This window comes from Sneathiella chungangensis (assembly GCF_009882935.1).
Classification (GTDB): domain Bacteria; phylum Pseudomonadota; class Alphaproteobacteria; order Sneathiellales; family Sneathiellaceae; genus Sneathiella; species Sneathiella chungangensis.
In genome coordinates this window covers 786949-811378 of the sequence record NZ_WTVA01000015.1, presented here as the reverse complement: position 1 = coordinate 811378, position 24430 = coordinate 786949, and the positions used below count along the sequence as shown (strand labels likewise).

The window sequence follows — 24430 nt, the reverse complement described above, 5'->3', positions numbered from 1 at the left end:
GGTGGTCGGGAGGCTGCGCGTCAGGCGATTTTCGGCGCCGACTGCAACACATCATCCTCGACATAATCGGTGAACTGCTCGAAATTCTCGATAAAGCGGGAGACGAGGTCTTTCGCCTTCGCGTCATAGGCCGTCTTGTCCGCCCAGGTATTGCGCGGGTTGAGAATATCGGAGGGCACGCCCGGGCAGGAGGTCGGCATGGCGAGACCGAAGAAGGGGTCCTTCTCGGTTTCCACCGCGGCCAGCGTCCCGTCGAGCGCGGCATTGACAAGCGCGCGGGTATGAGCGATCGGCATGCGGTGGCCGGTGCCGTAGACACCGCCGGTCCAGCCGGTGTTGACCAGCCAGCAATTCACTCCATGTTTGGCGATCTTCTCGCCGAGAAGCTTGGCGTAGACCGCCGGATGCCGCGGCATGAACGGCGCGCCGAAGCAGGTGGAGAAGGTCGCCTGCGGCTCGTTGCCAAGGCCCTTTTCCGTGCCGGCCAGCTTCGCGGTATAGCCCGACAGGAAGTGGTACATCGCCTGTTCCGGCGTCAGCTTCGAGATCGGGGGCAGCACGCCGAAGGCGTCCGCCGTCAGCATCACCACATTGGTCGGATTGCCGGCAACGCCGGTATCGGAGGCGTTGGGGATAAAGTCGATCGGGTAGGAGGCGCGGGTATTTTCCGTATAGCGGTTGTCGTCGAGGTCGAGCTCGCCGGTCGCCGGGTCCATCACCACATTTTCAAGCACCGTGCCGAAGCGGCGCGTCGTCTCGAAGATTTCCGGCTCCGCTTCCTTGGAGAGCTTGATCACCTTGGCGTAGCAGCCGCCTTCGAAGTTGAAGACGCCGTCATCGGACCAGCCATGCTCGTCATCGCCGATCAGCATCTTGCTGGCGTCGGCGGACAAAGTGGTCTTGCCGGTGCCAGACAGGCCGAAGAAGACACTGGAGTTCCCTTCGTCGCTGACATTGACGGAGCAATGCATCGGCAGCACATCTTTTGCCGGAAGCAGGTAGTTGAGAATGGAGAAAACCGATTTCTTGATCTCGCCGGCATAGGAAGTGCCGCCGATAATCACCAGCTTTTTCGCGAAATCCGCGAGGACGAACACTTCCGAGCGGGTGCCGTCAACGGCGGGGTCCGCCTCGAAGGAGGGAACCTGCAACACCGTGAATTCCGGCTTGAAATTCGCCAGCTCACTGGCCTTTGGCTGTATAAACATGTTGCGGGCAAAGAGATTGTGCCACGCGCATTCGGTGATGATCCGGACGGGCAGGCGGTGCGCCGCATCGGCGCCGGCGTAGCAATCCTGAACAAAAACGTCCTTCCCGGCGAGATAGTCGCACATTTTCTGGTGCAGGGCGGCGAACTTGTCCGCCTGGATCGGTTTGTTGACCTTGCCCCACCAGATATCCTTCTGGCTGCTCGGCTCCTCGACGATGAATTTGTCATTGGCGGAGCGGCCGGTATGCTGGCCGGTCAGGGCGACGAGAGGCCCGCCGGCGGCAAGAGAAGCCTCTCCGCGGGTGAGGGCTTCCTGATAAAGGGCTGGCGTTGACAGATTCCAGTATGCCTTGCCGACATTTCCAAGACCATTCGTCTCAAGCCCATAATTGCTCTTATGGGGTCCTAACTGCTCCACATTCATTCTCCAGTGCTGTATAAAGAGGGCCCGTTTTCAGGCGTTTCGTTACAGAATATGTTGCTTGATATACCGGCGCAACATAACTATCACCAAAAAACTGACTCCCGATCCCGCTTTTTTCGCGGCTGTTACAAATTTCCCTTAGATTTATGCTACTTAATACCCAACAGTTAAAAATATTGTTAATTTCTTTCGTTATTCAGCATCCTGACAAGGCTTTTCCGGACGTCGCCCGGGGTTGAAACCGGCGCGTCGAAAAGAATCCGCCGGTAGCGCCAGCCGCAGCGCAGATCGATGCCGTCGCGGTCAACGCCGCACATTTCAAAGGCTCCGTCCGGTTCCGGCCCGGCGGCGGCAGCCAGCGTCTGCACGGCATCCGCATGATCTTTGTTCATATGCTCGATAATATCGCTCTCGACATCGATATCGGTGGGAAAACCCGGGTCGAGAAGGAAATCACGCGCGTCAATCCAGTGAATGTCGCCGAATCCGGCAACCAGATGCGCGCGCGCGACCTCCATCCGGTATAAATTGAAATCGCGAAAGCCGGCGAAATCGCGGGCCGAGGGATAGCGGTTGACGTAGCGCGCTAACAGGCCGCTGTCCTCGACCTTGCGCAGCGATCCTTCAAGGGAGATGCGCGGCAGGGTCAGCGGGTCGCGATCCGCCGGATCCTCCGCGATCAGCAGCGAGACAGCCGGGCCTGCCGCGATATTCTTGCTGTGAACGGCGAGATCGGAAAGCAGCAGCAGCGGCCGCGCCTGCGGGTCCGTCGCCATCAGCACCAGCGACGCATAGGGCTGCGCGCCGGTCGGCATGGCGGTGGCCAGCGACGCGGTGGTCGCCGTCCGGAGCAGTTTTCGCACCGTTGCCGCGCGGGCATCTGTTGTTGCCGAATCCATCATGCGTCTGTTTTGCGGAATTCGCCGCGAAATGCAAAAGGTATTTTTTCTCCCCGTGGAATAAAATCGGCGGAGAACAAGGTTTTTTGATGGCGGCGGCCCGCTATTTTCGGCTTGGACATTCTCTTGCCTTATTTTGACGAAATGTAGATGGCAATTACCGGCGACAGATCATAGAATAAGGTGATGACATGACTCTGGGGACTGACATGGCCACGAAAGTAGCCCTGGTCGATGACGACCAGAATATCCTGACCACCGTTTCAATCCTTCTCGAAAGCGAAGGGTTCGAGGTGGATAAATATTCCGACGGGGAGGAGGCGCTCAAGGGCCTCGCCGACAGCCCGCCGGATCTCGCCGTGCTGGACATCAAGATGCCGCGCATGGACGGGATGGAGCTGCTCAACCGGCTGCGCCGCACCAGCAGCCTGCCGGTGATCTTCCTGACCTCCAAGGATGACGAGATCGACGAATTTCTCGGCCTCAAGATGGGCGCCGACGATTATATCCGCAAACCCTTCTCGCAGCGCCTGCTGGTCGAGCGGATCCGCACGGTCCTGCGGCGTCACGGCGCCGGCAAGGAAAGCCCGGGCGAAGGCGAGGAAGATATCCTGCTGCGCGGCAAGCTGAAACTCGACAGCGTGCGGCATGCGTGCTTCTGGGACGGCAAGGAAGTGACCCTGACGGTGACCGAGTTCATGCTGCTGCATGCGCTGGCGCTGCGCCCGGGTCATGTAAAAAGCCGCGATCAGCTCATGGACGCGGCCTATGATGACAATATATATGTGGATGATCGGACAATCGACAGCCATATCAAGCGGCTGCGCAAGAAGATCAAGGCAACGGACCCCGACTTTTCCGCCATCGAAACATTGTATGGCGTCGGATATCGGTTCAAGGAAAAATAACACGGGAACGGTTCTGACTGTATGACTGCAGACGCCAAGCCCTATGTGGGAAAATCGGTTCCTGACAGAAAAGCGGAAAAGCGTGAGAAGGAACAGAAGGTGCGGCGCGGCCCCTTCTCGTCCCTCGGTCGCCGGATCATGGCGATCAACCTTTTTTCCGTTATTTTTCTGGCGGGCGGAATTCTATACCTCGACCAGTTCCGCGACGGGCTGATCGAGGCGCGGTTTCAGGCGCTCACGACAAACGGGCGGATGATCGCCGGTGCGCTGGGCGAGGCGGCGCTTCAGGAAGTCTCCCTCGACGGTCAGGTGCAGTATCTGACGCTCGATTCCCTGCCGATCAAGCGGGTGCTCCGGCGCCTGTCCATCATCACCAACACCCCGGCGCTCCTCTTTGATCGCGAGGGGGTGCTGATTGCCGACAGCCGCCGGCTGATTTCCGCGGGCCGCAATATCGTCTCCGAGGAGCTGCCGCCGCCGGAGGTCAAAAGCCCCGTCCGCCTCTTCTTCGAGGAACTCTACGACGGCTGGGAAAAGCTGTTTCCGACGAAATATGACTATCCGCTCTTCCCGAGCAATCCGATCCCGAGCGGCGCGGATTTCCAGGAAATCGGCACCGCCATCAATGGTGATAACGGCCGCATGACCCGGCAAACGCAAAAGGGGGAGCTGGTGCTCTCCGTGTCCGTGCCCGTGCAGGGGTTCAAGCATATTCTCGGCGGCCTGCTGCTGACCGAAAGCGGCAGCAGCATCGACGATGCCGTGCGCTCGGCGCAGGTGACGACCCTGATCGTCTTCGCGGTGACGCTGGTGATTACCCTGCTGCTCTCGCTGTTCCTTGCCCGCACCATCGCCTCGCCGATCCATGTGCTGGCCGAGGCGGCGGACAAGGTGCGGCGCGGGATCGGGCGGCGCATGGTGATTCCCGACTTTTCCGATCGCAAGGACGAAATCGGCGACCTCTCGGCGTCCTTCCGCGCGATGACGACGGCGCTCTATGACCGGCTGGACGCGATCGAGGCCTTTGCCGCCGACGTGGCGCATGAGCTGAAAAACCCGCTGACCTCCCTCGGCACCGCGGTGCAGGCGTTCGAACGGGTGAAGGATGAGGAAACGCGCGAGAAACTCCGCGTGGTGATCGCAAGCGATGTGAAGCGGCTCGACCGGTTGATCACCGATATCTCGGCCGCCAGCCGCCTCGATGCCGAGCTGTCGCGCGCCGAAGGCGTGCCGGTTGACTTGATCAAGCTGGTCGAAGGCGTGCTGGACGGCTACCGGACGACGCAGATGTTCAGCTCCATCTCCTTCGACTTCAAGCGGCCGAGTAAGGACGTGACCGTCAACGGGCTTCCGGGCCGCCTCGGTCAGGTGCTGCGCAATCTCATCGATAACGCCATCTCCTTCTCGCCGGAGACGGGCCGGGTCGTGATCCGGCTGGAAACCCGCGAGAAAACCGTCGAGCTCTCCGTCGAGGATGACGGACCCGGCATCCCGGAGAACAAGCTTGAAGCCATTTTCAGCCGCTTTTACACCGAACGGCCGAAGGCTGAGGGGTTCGGCCGCCATTCCGGCCTTGGCCTCAGCATTTCGCGGTTGATCGTCGAGGCGCATGGCGGCACCATCACCGCCCGCAACCGGACCGACGACAACGGCACGATATTGGGCGCGCAGTTCCTTATAAAGTTGCCAAGATAGGCACAAGTATCTAGGCTCCGCGCATGATCAGATGTCACGCCAGTTCCGTTGCGATCGAGGGCAGGGGCGTCCTGTTGCGCGGGCCCTCGGGTGCCGGCAAGTCGGACCTTGCGCTCCGGCTCATCGATGGCGGCGGCCAGCTTATTTCCGATGACTATACGGAAATCCATGTCCGTGACGGCGCGGCCTTCCTCTCGGCGCCCGCCGGGATTGCGGGGCGGCTGGAAGTGCGGGGCCTCGGCCTTATGCCGCTTGCCGCCGTTCAGGATATTCCGCTTGCGCTCGTCTTCGATTTGAGGCCCTATGAGACCATCGAACGCATGCCCGATGCCGATGTCGAAACATTTGAAGGAATAGAGGTTCCGCGGCGCGTCCTCGATCCCTTCATGGCGTCGGCGGCGGCCATCGTCCGGCTGGCGCTTCGACAGGATCCGCTGCTCACAGGCTATGAATAACATGGACCCCGATAATCGATCCCCAAATCAGGTTGTTATCGTCTCCGGGCTTTCGGGCGCGGGGAAAAGCACGGCGCTCCGCCAGTTTGAGGATATGGGCTGGGAGGTGGCCGACAACCTGCCGCTGTCGCTGCTGACGCGCATGGTCGATGAGGCGGGCGAGGGCGGCGGCGCCAATCTCGCGATCGGCATCGATTTGCGGACGCGCGGTTTCTCGACCGAGCAGGTGCTGGCGGTGATTGACGAGCTGCGCGAAAAAGGCAATGACCCGGTGCGGCTGCTTTTCATGGATTGCGACGAGGCGGTGTTGCAGCGCCGCTTCACGGAAACCCGGCGGCGCCATCCGCTGGCCGCGGATCGCCCGGTCGGTGACGGAATTCGCCAGGAAAAACAGCGTCTTGCCGGGCTCAAGGATGCGGCGAGCCTCCGGATCGACAGCACCAACCTGTCGCTGCCCGAACTCAAGCGCATCCTGACCGGTCATTTCAGCCTGCAACGCTCCTCCCGGCTGTCGGTGACGGTGATGTCCTTCTCCTATATCAACGGCATCCCGAGGGAGGCCGACCTGATGTTCGACGTGCGGTTTTTGCAAAACCCCTTTTATGATAACCGGCTGCGGCCGATGACCGGCCAGGATAGCGACGTCGCGGACTTCATCGCCCGCGATCCGGCCTTTACCGATTTCATGGACCAGGTGGAAAAACTGATCCTGCTGCTGCTGCCGCGCTATGTGGAGGAGGGGAAATCCTATCTCACCATCGCCTTCGGCTGCACCGGCGGGCGGCATCGCTCTGTCTGTGTTGCAGAAAAAATCCATGACCTCGTGGTAAAATCCGGTTATTTTGCAAATTTGGTGCATCGCGATCTGTCCGATGCCAGAACGACGTAAACGTGAGCAAGACGTGCCATTTCAACGGAAGATGAGGGAAATATGATCGGAATGGTATTGGTGACCCACGGCCGGCTGGCGGAAGAATTCGTCAATGCGACGGAGCATGTGGTCGGGCCGCAAACACAGGTTCGCGCCATCTCGATCGGGCCGGACGACGATATGGAGCAGCGGCGCCAGGACATCCTCGCGGCCGTCTCCGATGTCGAGAGCGGCGCCGGCGTGATCATTCTGACCGATATGTTCGGCGGCACGCCGTCGAACCTGGCGATCTCGGTGATGGAGCGGGCGAATGTCGAGGTGATCGCCGGCGTCAACCTGCCGATGCTGATCAAGCTGGCGAGCGTGCGGACCGAGGACAATATGGCGAATGCGGTTGCCGCGGCGCAGGAATCGGGGCGTAAATATATCAATGTTGCCTCCCACCTGCTCGCCGACAAATCGTAACATGCGGCGCGCCAGCTTTTGCCGAGACAGGGCCCGTGATCATGAAGCGTGACCTGGTGATCGGAAATGCCCGGGGCCTGCATGCCCGCGCCGCGGCCAAATTCGTCAAATGCGCCGAGAAATTCGATGCCGACATCCGCGTGACCAAGGGCGAGAGCGAAGTGTCGGGCGCGTCGATCATGGGGCTGATGATGCTCGCCGCCGCCACTGGCACAACCATTTCCGTGACCGTCTCGGGCCCCGAGGCGGCGCCCGCCCTTGACGCCATCACCGAACTGGTCGCCGACAAATTCGGCGAGGAGTGAAATTTCGACAGCATTTGTCGTTATAACGATATAAATATTTCTTTATATGACTATTGCTAAAGCGGGGCAGGATTGCTATACAATCGGCAATCGCGGCCGGCCCGGCTGATCGCAAGGGCGCTCCGCTATGATGAGAAATTGACGCGAAAGAGCAGAAAATGACGAAATTTGAAGACTACAAGGTCGCGGATTTGTCGCTGGCCGACTGGGGACGCAAGGAAATCAAAATTGCGGAAACCGAAATGCCGGGCCTGATGGCGCTGCGCGAGGAATTCGGCGCGAAAAAACCGCTCAAGGGCGCGCGCATTGCCGGCTGTCTGCACATGACCATCCAGACGGCGGTCCTGATCGAGACGCTGACGGCGCTCGGCGCCGAAGTGCGTTGGTCGTCCTGCAACATCTTCTCGACCCAGGATCAGGCGGCGGCGGCAATCGCGGCTGCGGAAATTCCGGTCTTTGCCTGGAAGGGCGAAACCGAGGAAGAGGCGCTCTGGTGCATTATCCAGACGATCGAGGGGCCGAACGGCTGGCGTCCCAACCTCATTCTCGATGACGGCGGCGACCTTACACAGGTCATGCATGACGAGTATCCGGAATTGATGAAGGATGTTCTGGGCCTGTCGGAGGAAACCACGACCGGCGTTCACCGCCTCTATGAAATGGCGAAGGCGGGCACGCTCAAGGTTCCGGCGATCAACGTCAATGACTCGGTCACCAAATCGAAGTTCGACAATCTCTATGGCTGCCGCGAGAGCCTCGTTGACGGGATCAAGCGGGCAACCGACGTGATGATCGCCGGCAAGGTCGCGGTTGTCTGCGGCTACGGCGACGTCGGCAAGGGTTCCTCCGCCTCACTCCGGAGCCAGGGCGCCCGCGTGCTGGTCACCGAGATCGACCCGATCTGCGCGTTGCAGGCGGCGATGGAGGGGTATGAGGTCGTTACCCTCGACGACGCGGTGAAACATGGCGACATTTTTGTCACGACCACCGGCAATATCGACGTGATCACCATCGACCATATGCGCGAAATGAAGGACCGGGCGATCGTCTGCAATATCGGCCATTTCGACAGCGAGATCCAGATCAACGCGCTGCGCAACTACCCCTGGCACAATGTCAAGCCGCAGGTCGATGAGGTTGAGTTCCCCGATGGCAAGCGTCTGATCGTTCTCGCCGAAGGCCGCCTGGTCAATCTCGGCTGCGCGACCGGCCATCCGAGCTTCGTGATGAGCGCGTCCTTCACCAACCAGGTGCTGGCGCAAATCGAGCTTTGGGAGCGCCATGCGAACTACAAGAACGAGGTTTACGTGCTGCCCAAGCATCTCGACGAGAAAGTGGCGCGGCTGCATCTTGACAAACTCGGTGCGAAACTCACGGAACTGACGCCAGAGCAGGCGAAATATATCAGCGTGCCGCAGGCCGGCCCGTTCAAGCCCGATCACTATCGCTACTAGACATGAGCGGACAAAAATCTCAGGATTGACAGAAATGGCCGGCAGGACTATCCCTCCGGCCATTTTTTTTCTATTCTTTAACAAATTGCGCCGCATACTACGGGTGACACCATAAAAGCGGCCCCATTATGGTGGAATAGTCAGATAATGGCGTTGAGCCGGCAGGGATGATAGAAAATTTAACCTCAACACAGCTGACACTGGTCTGGTTGCTGTCGCTTGCTGTTATCGGTTTGCTGATGGCTGTCTTCGTGATGCGCAAGAAGGCGCTGGCGCTGCTCGCCCAGAATGACCGCGACGGCGAGAGGCTGCAGGCCAGCGAGGAGACGATCGAGGCGCTGAAGGCGGAGCAGGAACGCACCCAGGCGGAAATGATCGCGCTGAAATCCTCCCTCGCCACGGCGCGCGAGGAACGCGACGATTTCATCGAGCTTCTGAACGCCGCGCCGATCCCCATCTGGCGGCGCGACCAGAATTCGACCATCATCTGGCGGAACCGCAAATATGAGGAAATCGTCGGGCTGGAGGAAAATGCCGCCTCGGTGCCCGAACTGGCGCCGAGCCGCGATCCCGACCAGGCGCGCAAGCTGGCGACAAAGGCCCGGGTGACCGGCATGACGCAAAGCGAGACGCGCCGCTATATCGTCGAGGGCGACCGGCTCAGTTTCAAGATCGTCGAAACGCCCCTTGACTATGACAACCAGCTCGCCGGTTTCGCCCTCGATACCACGGCGGAGGCGGAACTGTCGGCGGAGCTCAAGCGCCACATCGACGGCCATGCCGACGTGCTGGAGAATATCGCCACCGCCATCGCCATCTACGGGCCCGACCAGCGGCTTGAATTCTTCAACCAGACCTATGCCAAGCTCTGGCGCATCAGCGATGACTTCCTGTACGGCAAACCGACGATCAGTGAGGTCCTCGACAAACAGCGGGAGCTTCGCCGGCTTCCCGAACAGGCGGATTTTGCCTCCTACAAGGAAAAGCGCCGCGCCCTCTTCACCAATGTCATCGAAATGCGCGAAGAACTGGTGCAACTCCCCGACGAGACGGTCCTGCGCACCATCATCACGCCGCACCCCTTCGGCGGCCTGCTCTTCCTGTTCGAGGATGTGACGGACAAGGTGGTGCTGGAGCGCGCCCGCAACACCCAGATCGCGGTGCAGCGCGCCACCCTCGACAATCTCTATGAGGGGGTTGCGGTGTTCGGCTCGGATGCGCGGCTCAAGCTTTTCAATGCGGCCTTCTGCGCCATCTGGGATATCGATGAGGACTTCCTCACGGAAGATATCCATATTTCGCAGATCATCGACCGCCATCTGGAAAGAAACAACCTCAACTGGAGCGATGAGCTGCGCGAGAAATATATCGCCAACGTCACCCGCCGGGATGCGGCGAGCGGCCGGCTCGAGAATAACGGCGGGAATATCATCGACTTCAACCGGGTGCCGCTGCCGGACGGCAATGTCCTCTTCACCTATATCGATGTCACCCATGAACTCCGGGCCCAGCGCGCGCTGCGCGAACGCAACGAGGCGCTGGAGGCCGCCGACAAGATGAAGACCGAATTCGTGGCGAGCGTCAGTCATGAGCTCCGCACGCCGCTCAACACCATCATCGGCTTTGCGGAAATCCTGGTGAAGGAGTTTTTCGGCCCGCTCAATCCCAAACAGGCGGAATATGGCCAGGGCATCCTCGACAGCTCCGACCATCTGCTGCTCCTGATCAACGATATCCTCGACATGGCCAATATCCAGGCAGGCCGGATGGAGCTCGAAAAGACGCCCGTCGATCTTGCCGCGACGCTGAACAATGTCGTGACCATGGTGCAGGAGCGGGCGAAGAAGCGCCATCTCGAGATCAGGACGGAGATCGACGCGGACCTCGGCGTCGTCGAGGTGGACGAGCGCCGGGTCAAGCAGGTGATCTTCAACCTGTTCAGCAACGCCATCAAATTCACGCCCTCGAAAGGCGAGATCGTGCTGGCCGCGCACCGCACGCCGGACGGCTATGTGATGACCGTCCGTGATAACGGCAAGGGGATTGCCGAGGACCAGATCGAGCAGATTTTCGAGCGCTTCTCCAAGGGCGACACGACGCGGCAGAATGCGGGTGCCGGTCTCGGGCTGTCGCTGGTCAAGAGCTTCGTCGAGCTGCATGGCGGCCGGGTCGAGCTGACATCCGAGGAGAATATCGGCACCACCGTTTCCTGCTATCTTCCCGCCTCCGTCGCCGCCGACCCGTTGGCGATGGCGGAAAACTCCTGACGGGCGCCATGGCGCATCCGGCGATATTCCGCTGCCGCGCGGCCTCCCTCGGTGATACCGCGTCGATCGCGGCGCGCCTTGCCGATCTCCTGAAGCCGGGCGATGTTATCGCCCTTGGCGGCACGCTCGGCGCGGGGAAAACCGCCTTTGCCCGGGCCGTGATCCGCCATCTCGCCCGCGAGGAGATCGACGTCCCGAGCCCCACCTACAACCTGCTGCTCACCTATGATTTCGATGACTATTGCCTCTATCATTATGATCTCTACCGGCTCGAAAGCCCGGAAGAGGCGTTGGAGCTCGATATCGATGAGGCCTTCGATCAGGGCGTGTCGCTCATCGAATGGCCGGACCGGCTGGGCCGCTATCTGCCCGAAAATCACCTGTTGGTCGAGATCACGGCGGAAAAGGACGGCGCGGGGGCCCGCGTTTTCACCTTCTCCGGCGATGAGCGCTGGCGCGCGCGGCTGCGCCCGCTGATGGAGGTCGGCGATGCGTGAGCGCCTGCGCGCCGGTTTCCTGAACGATCACGGGCTCGGCGAGGCGGACCGCCGGCCGCTTGCCGGTGATGCCTCCGCGCGCCGCTATGAGAGACTTTCCGCGGACCGGCCGCTGATCCTGATGGACACGCCGCCGCCGGAGAATGTCGGCATTTTCGCGGATATCGCCGAGGCGCTGCGGGCCCGCGGCTATAGCGCCCCGGAGGTGATCGCCGAGGATCGGGAAAACGGTTTCCTGCTGCTGGAGGATCTTGGCGACGATATCTTTGCGCGGCTGATCGAGGCGGGCGCGCCGGAAAAAGAGCTCTACCGCCTTGCCGTCGATTTCCTGATTGACCTTGCCGCCGCAAAGCCGCCCGAATTCCTGCCCCACTTCTCCGATGACTATGTGATGGCGCAGAACGCCCTGTTCGTTGATTTTTACCTCGCCGAAAAGCTCGGTCACCCGCTGGAGGCCGAGCCGCGCGCCTTTTATGACGATATCTGGCGCAATCTGCTGCCCCGCATGCGCGCCGGGCCGGAGGTCATGCTTCTGCGGGATTTTCATTCGGAAAACCTTCTGTATCTGAACGACCGGGACGGGGTGAAGGCGCTCGGCCTTCTTGATTTCCAGGATGCGCTGAAAGGGCCGCCCGCCTATGATCTCGTCTCCCTGCTCCAGGATGCCCGCCGCGACGTCACCGAGCCGATGGCGGCGGAGCTGGTCTATCACTATCTCGACAATACGGGGATCGAGGAGGCGGCGTTTCGCGAATCCTACGCCATCCTCGGCGCCCACAGGGCGCTCCGCATCCTCGGGATTTTCACCCGCCTCGCCAAAGTCGACGGCAAGACGCGATATCTTGACATGATCCCGCGCATGCAGAAGCATCTTGCGGCCAATCTGGCGCATCCGGGCCTTGCGGGACTGCAGAACTGGCTCGCGCTCACCATCGGGGAGGGAAAATCGTGACGGGACTGCCGGATATTTCTGACATACGGGCGATGATCCTCGCCGCCGGGCTCGGCACCCGGCTCCGCCCGATCACCGACGTCACGCCGAAGCCGCTGGTCAAGGTCGCCGGGCGCGCCCTCATCGATTACTGCTTCGATCTTCTCGCCGCCGCCGGAATCCGGCGGGTGGTCGTCAACAAACATCATCTGGCGGCGCAGATTTCGGATTATCTGGCGGGCGTTGCGGGCTTCGATATCGCAATTTCCGACGAGACCGCGTCCCTGCTCGAGACCGGGGGAGGGGTCAGGAAGGCGCTGCCTCTCTTGGGCGATGCGCCCTTTTTCGTCCTCAACTCCGATGTCATTGTCCGCGATCGCGCCGCGAGTTCCCTCCGGCAGATGTATGAACGCTGGGACAGCGCGGAGATGGACGCCCTCCTGCTCCTCCATCCGGTCAAGACGGCTGTCGGCTACGCCGGGGCGGGCGATTTCCATATAGACCCCAAGGGACGGCTCACGCGCCGGATCAAGGGCGAGGGCGCGCCCTATCTTTTCACCGGCGTCCAGCTTTTGAACCCCGCGCTGTTTGACGAGACGCCGGCCGGGCCCTTCTCGCTCAACCTCCTCTATGACAGGGCGCTCGCCGGGGGGCGGCTTTACGGCCTGCTGCATGAGGGCGACTGGCTGCATGTCGGCACGCCCGACGCGCTGGACGAGGCAAGCCGCAGGATCGCGGGGGCATAATGGCGGAAACGGCGAAAACTCCGGAAGTTTACAATATTCCGACGCAGTACAGTTTCGTCGATGTGCTGGCGCGGGAGCTGTTGCGGCGCCATGGCGCCAGCGGTACCGACCTCAGCCATGTCACCGTTCTCACGACGACCCGCCGGGCGGCGCGGGCGCTGCAGAATGCCTTCTTGCGGGAGACGGCGGGAAAGCCGCTGATGCTGCCGCGCATGCGGCCCATCGGCGATGTCGAGGAGGATGAGCTGCTGCTCGAAAGCGATATCGGCATCGGCGGCGCGGCGGAGGAACTGCTGTCCCTGCCGCCGGCGATCGATCCGCTCCGTCGCCAGCTGCTGCTGAGCCGCCTGATCCAGGCGCGCGGCGGCACCGACGGAAGCATCGCCGATGCCGCCGGTCTTGCCGCCGCGCTTGCCCGCTTTCTCGATCAGGTACAGACGGAGGGGCTGGATCTCAAGGGCCTGAATGACCTGGTGCCGTCGGAATATGCGGCCCATTGGCAGGTGACCCTGGAATTCCTCGAGATATTGAGCCTCAACTGGCCGGCGATCCTGCAGGCGGAGGGCGCGGTCGATCCGGCGCTTCGCCGCGATCTGCTGCTGCGCGCGCAAGTGCGGCACTGGCGGGAAAATCCGCCGCCGGGGCCGGTTTACGCCGTCGGCTCCACCGGCTCGATCCCGGCGACGGCGCTGCTTTTGAAGACGGTGGCCGGGCTGGAGCAGGGCGCGGTGGTGCTGCCGGGGCTTGACCGCCATCTCGATGAGAAAAGCTGGCAGGCGGTCCAGAAGGATCCCGGCCATGCCCAGCATGGCCTCGCGCTGCTTCTCGACAGGCTCGGGATCACGCGGGAGGATGTTGCGGATCTTACGGACGCGGCGGCGCTCTCCTCAAGCGCGGCGCGAATGTCGCTGCTCTCTGAAGCGTTGCGCCCGGCAACGACCAGCGACCAGTGGCAGTCTGCGGAACCGCCCGAAAAAGCGGCGCTCGACGGGGTTCGCCTGCTTGATTGCCTCGATGCCCAGAGCGAGGCGCAGTCGATTGCCCTTCTGATGCGGGAGGCGCTGGAAACACCGGAAAAGACGGCGGTGCTGATCACCCCGGACCGCGACCTTTCGCGCCGGGTCGGCGCCGAGTTGCGGCGCTGGGATATCGAGGTGGACGACAGCGCCGGCATCAGTCTCGACCAGTCGCCACCCGGCGTGTTCCTGCGCCTTCTCGCCCGGCTGATCGAGAGCGAGGCGGAACCGGTGGCGCTGTTGTCGGCGCTCAAGCATCCGCTGGCGGCGGGCGGCGCGGCGCCGGAGGCCTTCCGCCGCCATGTGCGCGAGCTGGAGCTGGCGATCCTGCGCGGTCCGCGCCCGGCCTCGGGCCTTGGCGGCATCGAGCGGGCGCTGAGGGAAAGCGGGGCAGGCGAGGAGCTCAAGAGCTGGTTCTCGGGGATTGTCGCGCTCGCCGCGCCGCTTGAGGATCTGGTGCGGCACGATGAGATCGATTTCGCCGAATTCCTGCGCCTGTTCATCCGCTTTGCCGAACGGCTCTCGACCGCGCAGGAGACCGGGCTGCCGGCGCTCTGGCAGGGGAATTTCGGCGAGGCGGCGGCCGGTTTCATCTCCGAGCTTCTCCGCGCCGCCGATGTGCTGGACGAGTTCGACCCCGCCGCCTGGCCGGAGCTGCTCGACAACCTGATGCGCGGGCGCATGGTGCGGCCGCAATATGGCCTGCATCCGCGATTGCAGATCTGGGGGCCGATCGAGGGACGGCTTGGCCGCGCCGATCTCGTCATTCTCGGCGGTCTCAATGAAGGAAGCTGGCCGCCCGATGCGGGGAGTGACCCCTGGATGAGCCGGCCGATGCGGGAAAAATTCGGTCTGCCGCTGCCGGAACAGAAAATCGGCCTTTCCGCCCATGATTTCCAGCAGGCCTTCGGCGCAAGAGAGGTGGTCATGACCCGCGCCGGCAAGATGGACGGCACGCCGACCGTGCCCTCGCGCTGGCTGCTGCGGATCAAGACGCTGCTTGAGAAATTCGGCCTCGCCCTTGAACAGACCGGCGCGGAACGCGTTCTCGACTGGCAGCGGCAGCTCGACAAGCCGGAGACCTATGCGCCCATCCTCGCGCCCCGGCCGACCCCGCCGGTGACCGCGCGCCCCCGCCGCCTCTCGGTGACGCGGATCGAGAAATGGATCAAGGATCCCTATTCCATCTTCGCCGAACAGATTCTGAAGCTGACGCCGCTGGAGGAGATCGCCATGGACCCCTCCGTCGCGGATCGCGGCACCTTCATCCATGCGGCGCTGGAGAAATTCGTCGATTATTACCCGGTGAAGCTGCCGCCGGATGCGCGGGACCGGCTGCTCGATTTCGGGCGCGAGGCCTTTGGCGATGCGCTCTCCTATCCGGCTGTCTGGGCCTTCTGGTGGCCGAAGTTCGAGCGGATCGCCGACTGGTTCGTCGGCTTCGAGACCGCGCGCCGCAAGATATACCGGACGATCAGGACCGAGGCGAAGGGCGAAATTGCCATCCCGGCGCCGGAGGCGGCCTTTATCCTGAGCGGCACCGCCGACCGGATCGATCAGTCCCTCGGCGATGGGACGCTTGCCATCCTCGATTACAAGACCGGCGCGCCGCCGTCGGTGAGCGAGGTGACGACCGGCGTCTCGCCGCAGCTCGCGCTCGAGGCGGCAATGCTGGCCCGTAACGGCTTCCCCGGCGTGACCGTCGCCCCGGTGACGGAGCTTGCCTATATTCAGCTGAATGGCGGTGATCCGGCGGGGAAATTCTCCGATGCGGCCGGGCGGCAGGGCCCCGCCGCCGAGGATCTGGCGCGCGAGGCCTATGACGGGCTGCAACGGCTGATCGCGCAGTTCGACCGCCAGGCAACGCCCTATCTGAGCTGTCCGCGCCCGGATCTGCCCTACCGGTTCAACGATTATGATCATCTTGCCCGCGTCAAGGAATGGTCGAGCGGCGAGGAGGAGACGGAATGAACCACACCGCCCTCGTCGAGAACGGCATCGCCCGCCAGAAACAGGCGGCGGACCCGGCGAAATCCGTCTGGGTGTCGGCCTCCGCCGGATCGGGCAAGACCCGGGTGCTGGTCGAACGCAGCCTGCGGCTGATGCTCGCGGGCACGCCGCCCGAGAAGATTCTCTGCATCACCTATACCAAGGCGGCGGCCGCGGAAATGGCCAACCGCCTCAATGGCGTGCTGGGCGGCTGGTCGGTGATGACCGACGCGGAGCTTGAGAAGAGCCTTATCGACCTTCTGGGCCGTCCGGCGAAGGGGCCCGAGAAAATATGGGCCCGCCGTCTTTTCGCCAGCGTCCTCGATGCGCCGGGCGGGCTCAAGATCCAGACGATCCATTCCTTTTGCGAATCCGTCCTTGGTCGCTTCCCACTGGAGGCCCGGCTGTCGCCCAATTTCGAGGTGATGGATGACCGCAGCGCGGACGAGATCATGCAGATCGCCCGCGATGATACCCTGCTGGACTGCCAGCGGCCGGAAAATGCTGCCCTCGGCGCGGCGCTCCGCCTGGTGAGCGAGAAAGTCAGCGAGGATAATTTCACCGCGCTTCTGAAAGACCTTGGCAACAAGCGAAGCCGGCTTTTGCGCCTCCGGCGCGCCTTCGGTGGCGTGAATAACGTGATTTCGGCGCTGGCGAAGAAAATCGGCATCGATGAAGCCCTCACCGAAGAGCATCTGATCACCCGCGCCTCGCGCGAGACGACCTTCGATGCCCCCTCGCTTCGCCGCGCCGTCGATCGCCTGCTGATGGGCAGCAAGACCGACGTCGCGATGGCGGAGATGATGGCGCCATGGCTCCTCAAGCCGGAACAGCGGCCGGCCCTGTTCTGGAGCTATGTCTCGGCCTTTTTCACGCAGACGGGCCATATCCGCGCCAAGCTGGCGACGAAAAAGGTTTCCGACGCCTGGCCGGAAATTCTTGATATTCTGGGCGCGGAGGCGGAGCGGCTGCAAAAGGTGCGGGAGACGATCCGGAAGGCGCGGGTGCTGGCGTCGACGGCGGCGCTGATCCGCCTCGGCATGGCGCTGGTCGATCGCTATGAAGCGGAGAAGGCCCGGCGCGGGCGGCTCGATTATGACGACCTGATCCTGAAGACCCGCGATCTGCTGACCGGTGATGGCGTCGCGCCCTGGGTGATGTACAAGCTCGATGGCGGGATCGAGCATATCCTCGTCGATGAGGCGCAGGATACCAGCGCCGAACAATGGCAGGTGATCGCCGCGCTGGCGGAGGAATTCTTCGCCGGGGAGGGCGCCGTCGCGGCGGAACGGACGCTGTTCGTCGTCGGCGACGAGAAGCAGTCGATCTACTCCTTCCAGGGCGCCGATCCGGCGGCCTTCGATGTGATGCGCCGCCAGTTCCAGGAACGCGCGCGCGCCGCCGGTAAGGCATGGCAGAATGTTCCCCTCGACCTTTCCTTCCGCTCGACCGAGACCGTGCTCGACCTTGTCGACCGGGTCTTTGCCGAGGAACCGGCGCGCACCGGCCTGACGGCGTCGGGCGATGTGGTGACGCATCTGGTGCGCCGCGCCGGCGAGGCGGGCCTTGTCGAGATCTGGCCGACCGTCAAACCGCCGGAGGCCGCCGCGGGCGATCCGTGGGAAATGCCGATGGCGCAAAATCTCGACGCCAAGCCGCCGGCCCAGCTCGCCAAGAATATCGCGCTCCAGATCCGCGACTGGCTGGACAAGGGCGAGGTTCTGAGCGCGACCGGCCGGCCGATTGCGCCCCGGGACATCATGATTCTCGTGCAGAGCCGCAACGCCTTTTTCGGCCATGTGGTGCGGGCGCTGAAAATTGCCGGGATTCCGGTCGCCGGAACGGACCGGATGGTGCTGACCGAACAGCTGGCGGTGATGGACCTTCTCGCGCTCGCCCGGTTCGTGCTGCTGCCCGAGGATGATCTCAATCTCGCGATTGTCCTCAAAAGCCCCTTTGTCGGCTGCGATGACAACCAGCTGTTTGAACTTGCCTATGGGCGCAAGGGCAGCCTCTGGCGGGCGCTCAGGGAAAACCGGACAGGCCTTCCCGTCTTCGATGGCGCGCGGGACTTGCTTCGCGAGTTGCTGGCGCGCGCCGATTTCGTCCCGGTCTATGAATTTTTTGCCGATATTCTCGGGCGGCTCGGCGGCCGCCGGAAGCTGCTCGCCCGGCTGGGACAGGAGGCGGCGGACCCGATCGAGGAATTTCTCTCCCTCGCGCTCGGCTATCAGCGGACGGAGGCAAGCTCGCTCCAGAGTTTCCTGCACTGGATCGAGGCGGGCGCGGCGGAAATCAAGCGCGATATGGAGCAGGGCCGGGACGAGGTGCGCATTCTCACCGTCCACGGTTCCAAGGGATTGCAGGCGCCGATCGTCTTCCTGCCCGATACCTGCCAGGGGACGCGCGCGCAGCCATCCGTTTTCTGGACGGAGGATGACACGCCGTTCCCGCTCTGGCCGGTCAAGACGGCGAATGACGATCCCCTGACGGCGGAGGCCCGGGCGCGCGCCAAGGCGCGACAGCTCGAGGAAAAGAAACGCCTGCTCTATGTCGCGCTCACCCGCGCCGAGGACCGGCTTTATATCTGCGGCTGGGAAGGAAAGAATAAACGGCCTGCCGATTGCTGGTATGAGCTGATCGACCCGGCCTTCGGCGAGGGGGTCGAGGAAGTCGCGCTTCCCTGGGGCGAGGTTGCCCGGCGCTGGTCCGGCGGCACGGCGCCCGAGGCGAGCGAGGCCGTGGTCGAGGCGCCGCCTTCCCCGGAAAGCCTGCCCGCCTGGATCCACCGCCCGGCGCCGGAGGAACCGACCCCGCCGCGGCCGTTGACGCCGTCGCGTGACATGGATGAGGCCGAGGTGTCTTCGCCGCTCGGCCCGGACGACGGCCGCCGCTTCCATCGCGGCCTGCTCATTCACCGATTGCTCGAAACCCTGCCGGGAATTGCCGCGGCAAATCGCGAGCGGGCGGCGCGGGCCTGGCTTGCCCGTCCGCTGCACGGGCTGGACGACGCCCAGCAGGAGGAAATCCTGCGCGAAACCCTGCGGGTCATCAATGATCCGGAATTCTCCGCGATTTTCGGACCCGCCAGCCGGGCCGAAGTGCCGGTCAGCGGCGTGTTCGAGGGCCGCGTCATGTCCGGCCAGATCGACCGTTTGATGGTCGGCGAGGACGAGATTCTCATTGTCGATTACAAGACCAACCGCCCGTCCCCGCGGGCAATTGACGCCGTTCCTGCCATATATATAAGGCAGATGTCGCTATACCGCCGCGCGCTCATGGAAATGTATCCCGGAAAAGCCGTGAAATGCGCGCTTTTATGGACGGAGGGTCCGCATCTGATGACCCTGCCGCCGGAATTTCTGTGATCTTGCTCTCTTGACGTCGGCGGGGGGGATACGTAATTATAACAGGGAAGAGTTTCCGCCGGGGTGCCGGAGAACTTGTAATTTATTGCCTGAAATGAGGATATTATGACCACTACGAAAGTCACCGACGCTTCCTTCAAAGAGGATGTCCTGGATAGCTCTGGCCTGGTTTTGGTCGACTTCTGGGCCGAATGGTGCGGTCCTTGTAAGCAGATTGCCCCGGCGCTTGACGAAATTTCCCAGGAAATGGGCGATAATCTGAAAATCGCCAAAATTAATATCGACGAAAATCCGAATACGCCGACGAAATACGGCGTGCGCGGCATTCCGACGCTGATGCTGTTCAAGGACGGACAGATTGCGGCGACGAAAGTCGGCGCCTCGCCGAAAAGTGCCATCGAAGACTGGATCAAGTCGGCGGGCTAACGAAAAATTCGAGATAAAACACTGAAAAGCGGGCCATTCTGGTCCGCTTTTTTATACGGAAAAGGGACCTCCCGCCCATGGCAAACCTGATCAGCAACGGCCTCTCCCTTGAATATGAGACATTCGGCGCCTCGTCCGATCCGGCGGTGATCCTGATTGCCGGGCTGGGGTTCCAGCTGATTGACTGGCCCGCCGCCTTCTGCGAGGCGCTCGCGGCGGAGAAATTCCATGTGGTGCGGTTCGACAACCGCGATATCGGCCTCTCCCAGAAGCTGGAGCAGAAGGGCCTGCCGGATCTGCCGCGGCTCATGCAGCAGCTGCAGACGGGGCAGCCGCCCGAGGTTCCCTATCATTTGAGCGATATGGCCGCCGATGTCGCCGGGCTGATGGCCGGGCTCGGGATCGATCGCGCGCATATGGTCGGCATGTCGATGGGCGGGATGATCGCGCAGCTGATGGCGATTTTCTATCCCGAAAAGCTGTATTCCCTGACCTCCATCATGTCATCGAGCGGCAACCGCCACCTGCCGCCGTCGACCCCCGCCGCAACCTCGGTGCTGATGTCGGCGCCGGCCAGCCAGGCGGTCGAGGATGTGGTCGCCTTTGGGCTGCAGGTGAATGACGTGATCGGCAGCCCGGGATTCCGCTGGGATCGCGCGGCGCTGGAAGAGCATATCCGCGCCTGTGTGGTGCGCAGCTATTGCCCGACCGGCTATCTGCGCCAGTATGCGGTTGTGCTTGCCGCCAATCCGCGGGTATCGGAGCTTCCCGGCGTCACGGCGCCAACCCTGGTGATTCACGGCAAGGATGATCCGCTTGTCCCCTACGCCGCCGGGGAGGATACGGCGCGCCTGATCCCCGGTGCAAAACTGGAACTGGTGGACGGCATGGGGCATGATCTCTCACCCGCGCTCTGTGATCATCTGGCGGGCCTGCTGATCCCGCATCTCGCCGCCAACCGCGCGGGCTAGCGGAAGGCCGGCTCGTCGAAACTCCGTAATTTCCGCGAATGCAGGCTCTCCACCCCGCGCAGGCGGAGCTGCCGCAGCGTATCGATCCCGATATGCAGATGCTTGGCCGTCCGGTCCTGATAGAATTTATTGGCCATGCCGGGCAGCTTGATTTCGCCATGGATCGGCTTGTCCGAGACGCATAGAAGGGTGCCGTAGGGCACGCGGAAGCGAAAGCCGTTGGCGGCGATGGTCGCGCTCTCCATATCGACGGCAATCGCGCGCGACTGGTTGAAGCGGATGGCGAGGTCTTTATGGCGCAGCTCCCAGTCCCGATCATCGGTCGTATAGACGGTGCCGGTGCGGAAATGCTCCTTGATATCGGCGCCGCCCGTGGAGAGATCGGCGGCGCGCGCCACCGCGTCGGTGAGGGCGACCTGGATCTCGGCGATGGCGGGAAGCGGGATCGAGGGGTGCAGATCCTCGTCCAGCACATGATCCTCGCGCACATAGGCATGGGCGAGGACGAAATCGCCGAGCCGCTGCGTATGGCGAAGGCCGCCGCAATGACCGACCATCAGCCAGCAATGGGGCCGCAGCACGGCAATATGGTCGGTAATCGTCTTCGCATTCGACGGCCCGACCCCGATATTGACGAGCGTGATGCCCATATGCCGCTCCCCTACAAGGTGATAGGCGGGCATCTGCGGAAGATGCCCCGGCGGCGTGCCGGTCGGCGGCCTGTCCGTCAGCTGCGGATTGGGGGTGACGACATTCCCCGGCTCGACGAAGGCGTGATACTCATCCCCCTCCAGTACCTGCTTTTTTCCATATTCGATGAATTCGTCGACATAGCGCTGGTAGTTGGTGAACAGGACGAACCGCTGGAAATATTCCGGCACCGTGCCCGTGTAATGGGAAAGCCGGGCCAGCGAATAATCCACGCGTTCCGCCGTGAACAGCGCGAGCGGGCGCGGCAGCCCCTCGGCCGGTACAAAGGTGCCGTTGGCGATGCTGTCGTTGATATTGGCCAGCTCCGGCATCGTGAAAATCGCCTGCAGCGCCGGAATGTCATCGGCGGACACGTTCGACGACGCGGCCTCGATCACGAAGGGAAGCGGCATCTGCCGGTTGCTGAGGCCGACATAGACCGGCCGCTGATGGTTCTTGAGGATGAGGCGGATCTGCTCCTTGTAATAACTCTCGAACAGGTCCGGCTGCGTCAATGTCGTACCGAAGGTGCCCGCCGCGTCGATCTTGCCGTAGGACCGCTTGCCGGAACGGGTGATGTCGGTGGATTCCACCGTCAGGCCGAGATAGGGATAATAGCCGGGTTCCGCCGGGCTTGTCTTGTCGCCGGCCTCGAACCGCGCGAAGCGGTGCTTGACCTTGGCGATGTTCGCCTCATAGAGCGACTTGATATAGTCGAACGCCGCCTCTGCGTCGGTGAATTCCTGAAGGTCCGTTGCATTTCCGTGGGGTTGGGCGGTGCCGGTCAGAAATTCACTCATTTTAATCTTCCTTTTACATTGAACTGCCCCTATGACAGCTCCGATAATATCTTTCTTTGTGATCGGTGTGATTTTACCATTAAAATATGACAAGGAAAATAGAGGAATAAAGTCGGTGGCAACAGTGACGCTGGCCCCCATGGAAGGGGTCGTCGATGTCTATATGCGCGATATGCTGACGCGGATCGGCGGGTTCGATCTGTGCGTGTCGGAATTCGTGCGCGTCAGCCAGCATCTCTATCCGGCCTCCGTGTTCCATCACCTCTGCCCGGAACTGAAACAGGGCGGCCAGACGGCGGCGGGCGTGCCGGTGCATGTGCAGATCATGGGTGGAGAGGCGCAGGTCATGGCGGAAAATGCTGCCTTCGCCGCCGAGCTTGGCGCGCCGGGGATCGATCTCAATTTCGGCTGCCCGGCCAAAACCGTCAATCGCCATGATGCCGGGGCGACGCTGCTGCAATGGCCGGAAAGACTGCATGAGATTGTCTCTGCCGTGCGTCGCGCGGTGCCCGGGAATGTGCCGGTCAGCGCGAAAATGCGCCTCGGCTTCTCGGACAAGGCGCTGGCCCTCGACAATGCGCTGGCGGTTGCGGCGGCCGGTGCGGGCAAGCTTACCGTGCATGCGCGCACCAAGATGGAAGGTTACCGCCCGCCCGCGCATTGGGACTGCCTCCGCCCGATCCGGGAACGGCTGGACATTCCGGTGGTCGCCAACGGGGAAATCTGGACGGCGGCGGACTATGCGATCTGCCGCGAGATCAGTGGATGCGATGACGTGATGGTTGGCCGCGGCGTGATTGCGCGCCCGGGCCTTGGCCGGGAAATTGCCGCCGCCCGCAAGGGACAGCCGTCGACGCCCGCGCTTGACTGGCCAGACATTCTTTCCCTGATCACGGAGTATCGCGCCCTCATCCGCGGCATGGATAATCCCCCGCGGGAGGCCGGGCGGTTGAAGCAATGGATCAAGTTGCTCGGGCGGACCTATGGCGATGCCGGCGACCTGTTCCTCAAGATCCGGCGCCATGACACCCCGGACGATATCCTGCGGGATGTCGAAAGGGCGCGGGCCGACCTGCCGGCGGCGGCGTAAATGGGAAAGGGCGCAAGGAGTCCGGTGCCAATTGCCCGATCGCAGGAAAGCAGCCGCGCGGGCATTTTTCTGCGGCTTTTCGCGCTTCTCATGGCTGCCGGGGTGAGCGTCACCAGCTGTACCGCCCCGCCGCCGCCACCGGCGGCGACCTTGCCGGGCGCGCTCCTGACCGAGACCGGATATCGCCTCGGCGAGGGGGCGGTTGCAGAGGAAATCGCGGGCGCCGAATGCGCCGCCGAAAGCCGGTATGATGGCGCCGCCGGGCCCGTCCAACTGCTCGTCTGCGTGGCGCCGCATGCCGCCGACGGCCGCCGCATCCGCTATCGGATCAGCTTCTCCCCGCCCGAGGACGGGCACCGGATCTGGAAAATCGATGCGAGCCTGCCGGACCAGACATTGCGGCAGTCGGAAATACCGGCGGAATTCGCGAAGAAATATGGCCCGCCAGAGGTGCAACAGGGTGGTAAAACATTGAAATGGCAGGTCGGTACCGCCTATCTCGAGATTCGCGAAGACCGCTACGGCGTGCAGTTTTCCCTATGGGATCGCAGCCTGAGACAGCGTTAGCCCGGGGCCTTCGCGGCGCGGCGGCGCAGCAGGAGAAACATTATCCCCATTCCGGCCAGAATTCCGGACATATTTGCCACAATGTCCAGAACTTCAAAGTCGCGGCCGGTTAAAGGCTGGAGAAACTCGACGAGGATGCTTACCATCAATGTGAGGGCGCAAAGCGTGGCGCGTGACCGCCAGGTCCCGACGGCGTGACAGGCAATCAGGGACAAAATTGCATAGGCGGTGAAATGCCTGATCTTGTCACCGACAATATTGGTGAAGGATGGCTCGCTCCCCGGCGGCAATAAAGATAAGATCACCAGAGCGAACAAGCCGGCGACCCATAAATAAAAGGCAATTCGTTCGCTTTTTTGCGCATTAACGTTTAAAACAGACATAGA

Annotated in this window: 22 protein-coding genes; 17 read left to right on the top strand and 5 right to left on the bottom strand. The window is 62.5% G+C overall.

The window, feature by feature from the left end:
- Positions 1-20: 20 nt before the first annotated feature.
- The 3 genes from GQF03_RS16865 to GQF03_RS19065 form a co-directional block, all read right to left on the bottom strand.
- Positions 21-1634, bottom strand: a complete 1614-nt coding sequence (locus tag GQF03_RS16865) for a phosphoenolpyruvate carboxykinase (RefSeq protein ID WP_161340472.1) — start codon at positions 1632-1634, stop codon at positions 21-23.
- A 179-nt stretch (positions 1635-1813) separates the two neighbouring features.
- Positions 1814-2536: a HugZ family pyridoxamine 5'-phosphate oxidase gene (locus GQF03_RS16860; protein WP_161340471.1), complete on the bottom strand. Its 723-nt coding sequence runs from the start codon at positions 2534-2536 to the stop codon at positions 1814-1816.
- Positions 2533-2655, bottom strand: a complete 123-nt coding sequence (locus tag GQF03_RS19065; protein WP_277346427.1) for a hypothetical protein — start codon at positions 2653-2655, stop codon at positions 2533-2535. The genes GQF03_RS16860 and GQF03_RS19065 overlap by 4 nt, the downstream gene beginning before the upstream one ends.
- A gap of 87 nt (positions 2656-2742) precedes the next feature.
- Here GQF03_RS19065 and GQF03_RS16855 point away from each other — a divergent pair, with 87 nt between their 5' ends.
- The 15 genes from GQF03_RS16855 to GQF03_RS16785 all read left to right on the top strand — a co-directional run bounded on the left by GQF03_RS16855 (position 2743) and on the right by GQF03_RS16785 (position 20897).
- A complete protein-coding gene (locus GQF03_RS16855; RefSeq protein ID WP_161340470.1) occupies positions 2743-3441 on the top strand; it encodes a response regulator transcription factor in 699 nt (232 codons plus the stop codon).
- A gap of 21 nt (positions 3442-3462) precedes the next feature.
- Entirely contained in the window at positions 3463-5136 is a 1674-nt protein-coding gene (locus GQF03_RS16850) for a sensor histidine kinase (RefSeq protein WP_161340469.1), read from the top strand.
- A 23-nt stretch (positions 5137-5159) separates the two neighbouring features.
- On the top strand, positions 5160-5591 hold the full coding sequence (locus tag GQF03_RS16845) for an HPr kinase/phosphorylase (protein ID WP_161340468.1): 432 nt from the start codon (positions 5160-5162) through the stop codon (positions 5589-5591).
- A 1-nt stretch (position 5592) separates the two neighbouring features.
- Positions 5593-6480 (top strand): RNase adapter RapZ, encoded by an 888-nt coding sequence (gene rapZ, locus GQF03_RS16840; RefSeq protein WP_161340467.1) that lies wholly within the window; start codon positions 5593-5595, stop codon positions 6478-6480.
- Positions 6481-6522: 42 nt separating this feature from the next.
- Positions 6523-6927, top strand: coding sequence for a PTS sugar transporter subunit IIA (locus GQF03_RS16835; protein WP_161340466.1), 405 nt, complete (start codon positions 6523-6525; stop codon positions 6925-6927).
- Between the two features lie 41 nt (positions 6928-6968).
- On the top strand, positions 6969-7232 hold the full coding sequence (locus tag GQF03_RS16830) for an HPr family phosphocarrier protein (protein ID WP_161340465.1): 264 nt from the start codon (positions 6969-6971) through the stop codon (positions 7230-7232).
- Between the two features lie 158 nt (positions 7233-7390).
- A complete protein-coding gene (gene ahcY, locus GQF03_RS16825) occupies positions 7391-8686 on the top strand; it encodes an adenosylhomocysteinase (RefSeq protein WP_161340464.1) in 1296 nt (431 codons plus the stop codon).
- Between the two features lie 167 nt (positions 8687-8853).
- Positions 8854-10953: a sensor histidine kinase gene (locus GQF03_RS16820; RefSeq protein ID WP_161340463.1), complete on the top strand. Its 2100-nt coding sequence runs from the start codon at positions 8854-8856 to the stop codon at positions 10951-10953.
- An 8-nt stretch (positions 10954-10961) separates the two neighbouring features.
- A complete protein-coding gene (gene tsaE / locus GQF03_RS16815; RefSeq protein WP_161340462.1) occupies positions 10962-11450 on the top strand; it encodes a tRNA (adenosine(37)-N6)-threonylcarbamoyltransferase complex ATPase subunit type 1 TsaE in 489 nt (162 codons plus the stop codon).
- Entirely contained in the window at positions 11443-12402 is a 960-nt protein-coding gene (locus tag GQF03_RS16810; protein ID WP_161340461.1) for an aminoglycoside phosphotransferase family protein, read from the top strand. The genes tsaE and GQF03_RS16810 overlap by 8 nt, the downstream gene beginning before the upstream one ends.
- Positions 12399-13127, top strand: coding sequence for a sugar phosphate nucleotidyltransferase (locus GQF03_RS16805; protein ID WP_206375906.1), 729 nt, complete (start codon positions 12399-12401; stop codon positions 13125-13127). Before GQF03_RS16810 ends, GQF03_RS16805 begins: the two co-directional genes overlap by 4 nt.
- Positions 13127-16114, top strand: coding sequence for a double-strand break repair protein AddB (gene addB, locus GQF03_RS16800; protein WP_161340460.1), 2988 nt, complete (start codon positions 13127-13129; stop codon positions 16112-16114). The genes GQF03_RS16805 and addB overlap by 1 nt, the downstream gene beginning before the upstream one ends.
- Complete coding sequence (gene addA / locus GQF03_RS16795; protein ID WP_161340459.1) at positions 16111-19500, top strand: double-strand break repair helicase AddA; 3390 nt, start codon at positions 16111-16113, stop codon at positions 19498-19500. Before addB ends, addA begins: the two co-directional genes overlap by 4 nt.
- Positions 19501-19605: 105 nt before the next feature.
- Positions 19606-19926 (top strand): thioredoxin, encoded by a 321-nt coding sequence (gene trxA, locus GQF03_RS16790; protein ID WP_161340458.1) that lies wholly within the window; start codon positions 19606-19608, stop codon positions 19924-19926.
- A gap of 77 nt (positions 19927-20003) precedes the next feature.
- The gene (locus GQF03_RS16785) at positions 20004-20897 is read left to right on the top strand and encodes an alpha/beta fold hydrolase (RefSeq protein WP_161340457.1); all 894 of its coding nucleotides are present in this window, start codon (positions 20004-20006) and stop codon (positions 20895-20897) included.
- Here the strand turns inward: GQF03_RS16785 and GQF03_RS16780 are convergent.
- A complete protein-coding gene (locus GQF03_RS16780; protein WP_161340456.1) occupies positions 20894-22387 on the bottom strand; it encodes an AMP nucleosidase in 1494 nt (497 codons plus the stop codon). The two genes, GQF03_RS16785 and GQF03_RS16780, sit on opposite strands and share 4 nt — an antisense overlap.
- A gap of 115 nt (positions 22388-22502) precedes the next feature.
- Between GQF03_RS16780 and GQF03_RS16775 the strand changes: the two genes are divergently transcribed.
- Together GQF03_RS16775 and GQF03_RS16770 are read left to right on the top strand one after the other, a co-directional pair.
- Positions 22503-23477, top strand: a complete 975-nt coding sequence (locus GQF03_RS16775) for a tRNA-dihydrouridine synthase (protein WP_206375907.1) — start codon at positions 22503-22505, stop codon at positions 23475-23477.
- A 24-nt stretch (positions 23478-23501) separates the two neighbouring features.
- The gene (locus GQF03_RS16770; protein WP_161340454.1) at positions 23502-24044 is read left to right on the top strand and encodes a hypothetical protein; all 543 of its coding nucleotides are present in this window, start codon (positions 23502-23504) and stop codon (positions 24042-24044) included.
- Here GQF03_RS16770 and GQF03_RS16765 read toward each other — a convergent pair.
- Positions 24041-24349 (bottom strand): VanZ family protein, encoded by a 309-nt coding sequence (locus GQF03_RS16765; RefSeq protein ID WP_161340453.1) that lies wholly within the window; start codon positions 24347-24349, stop codon positions 24041-24043. The two genes, GQF03_RS16770 and GQF03_RS16765, sit on opposite strands and share 4 nt — an antisense overlap.
- Positions 24350-24430: the final 81 nt, after the last annotated feature.

Bases quoted from the DNA above. Each gene is read 5' to 3' on its own strand.
- GQF03_RS16865 (WP_161340472.1), bottom strand. From the start codon at position 1,634: ATGAATGTGGAGCAGTTAGGACCCCATAAGAGCAATTATGGGCTTGAG.
- GQF03_RS16860 (WP_161340471.1), bottom strand. From the start codon at position 2,536: ATGATGGATTCGGCAACAACAGATGCCCGCGCGGCAACGGTGCGAAAA.
- GQF03_RS19065 (WP_277346427.1), bottom strand. From the start codon at position 2,655: ATGTCCAAGCCGAAAATAGCGGGCCGCCGCCATCAAAAAACCTTGTTC.
- GQF03_RS16855 (WP_161340470.1), top strand. From the start codon at position 2,743: ATGGCCACGAAAGTAGCCCTGGTCGATGACGACCAGAATATCCTGACC.
- GQF03_RS16850 (WP_161340469.1), top strand. From the start codon at position 3,463: ATGACTGCAGACGCCAAGCCCTATGTGGGAAAATCGGTTCCTGACAGA.
- GQF03_RS16845 (WP_161340468.1), top strand. From the start codon at position 5,160: ATGATCAGATGTCACGCCAGTTCCGTTGCGATCGAGGGCAGGGGCGTC.
- rapZ (WP_161340467.1), top strand. From the start codon at position 5,593: ATGGACCCCGATAATCGATCCCCAAATCAGGTTGTTATCGTCTCCGGG.
- GQF03_RS16835 (WP_161340466.1), top strand. From the start codon at position 6,523: ATGATCGGAATGGTATTGGTGACCCACGGCCGGCTGGCGGAAGAATTC.
- GQF03_RS16830 (WP_161340465.1), top strand. From the start codon at position 6,969: ATGAAGCGTGACCTGGTGATCGGAAATGCCCGGGGCCTGCATGCCCGC.
- ahcY (WP_161340464.1), top strand. From the start codon at position 7,391: ATGACGAAATTTGAAGACTACAAGGTCGCGGATTTGTCGCTGGCCGAC.
- GQF03_RS16820 (WP_161340463.1), top strand. From the start codon at position 8,854: ATGATAGAAAATTTAACCTCAACACAGCTGACACTGGTCTGGTTGCTG.
- tsaE (WP_161340462.1), top strand. From the start codon at position 10,962: ATGGCGCATCCGGCGATATTCCGCTGCCGCGCGGCCTCCCTCGGTGAT.
- GQF03_RS16810 (WP_161340461.1), top strand. From the start codon at position 11,443: ATGCGTGAGCGCCTGCGCGCCGGTTTCCTGAACGATCACGGGCTCGGC.
- addB (WP_161340460.1), top strand. From the start codon at position 13,127: ATGGCGGAAACGGCGAAAACTCCGGAAGTTTACAATATTCCGACGCAG.
- addA (WP_161340459.1), top strand. From the start codon at position 16,111: ATGAACCACACCGCCCTCGTCGAGAACGGCATCGCCCGCCAGAAACAG.
- trxA (WP_161340458.1), top strand. From the start codon at position 19,606: ATGACCACTACGAAAGTCACCGACGCTTCCTTCAAAGAGGATGTCCTG.
- GQF03_RS16785 (WP_161340457.1), top strand. From the start codon at position 20,004: ATGGCAAACCTGATCAGCAACGGCCTCTCCCTTGAATATGAGACATTC.
- GQF03_RS16780 (WP_161340456.1), bottom strand. From the start codon at position 22,387: ATGAGTGAATTTCTGACCGGCACCGCCCAACCCCACGGAAATGCAACG.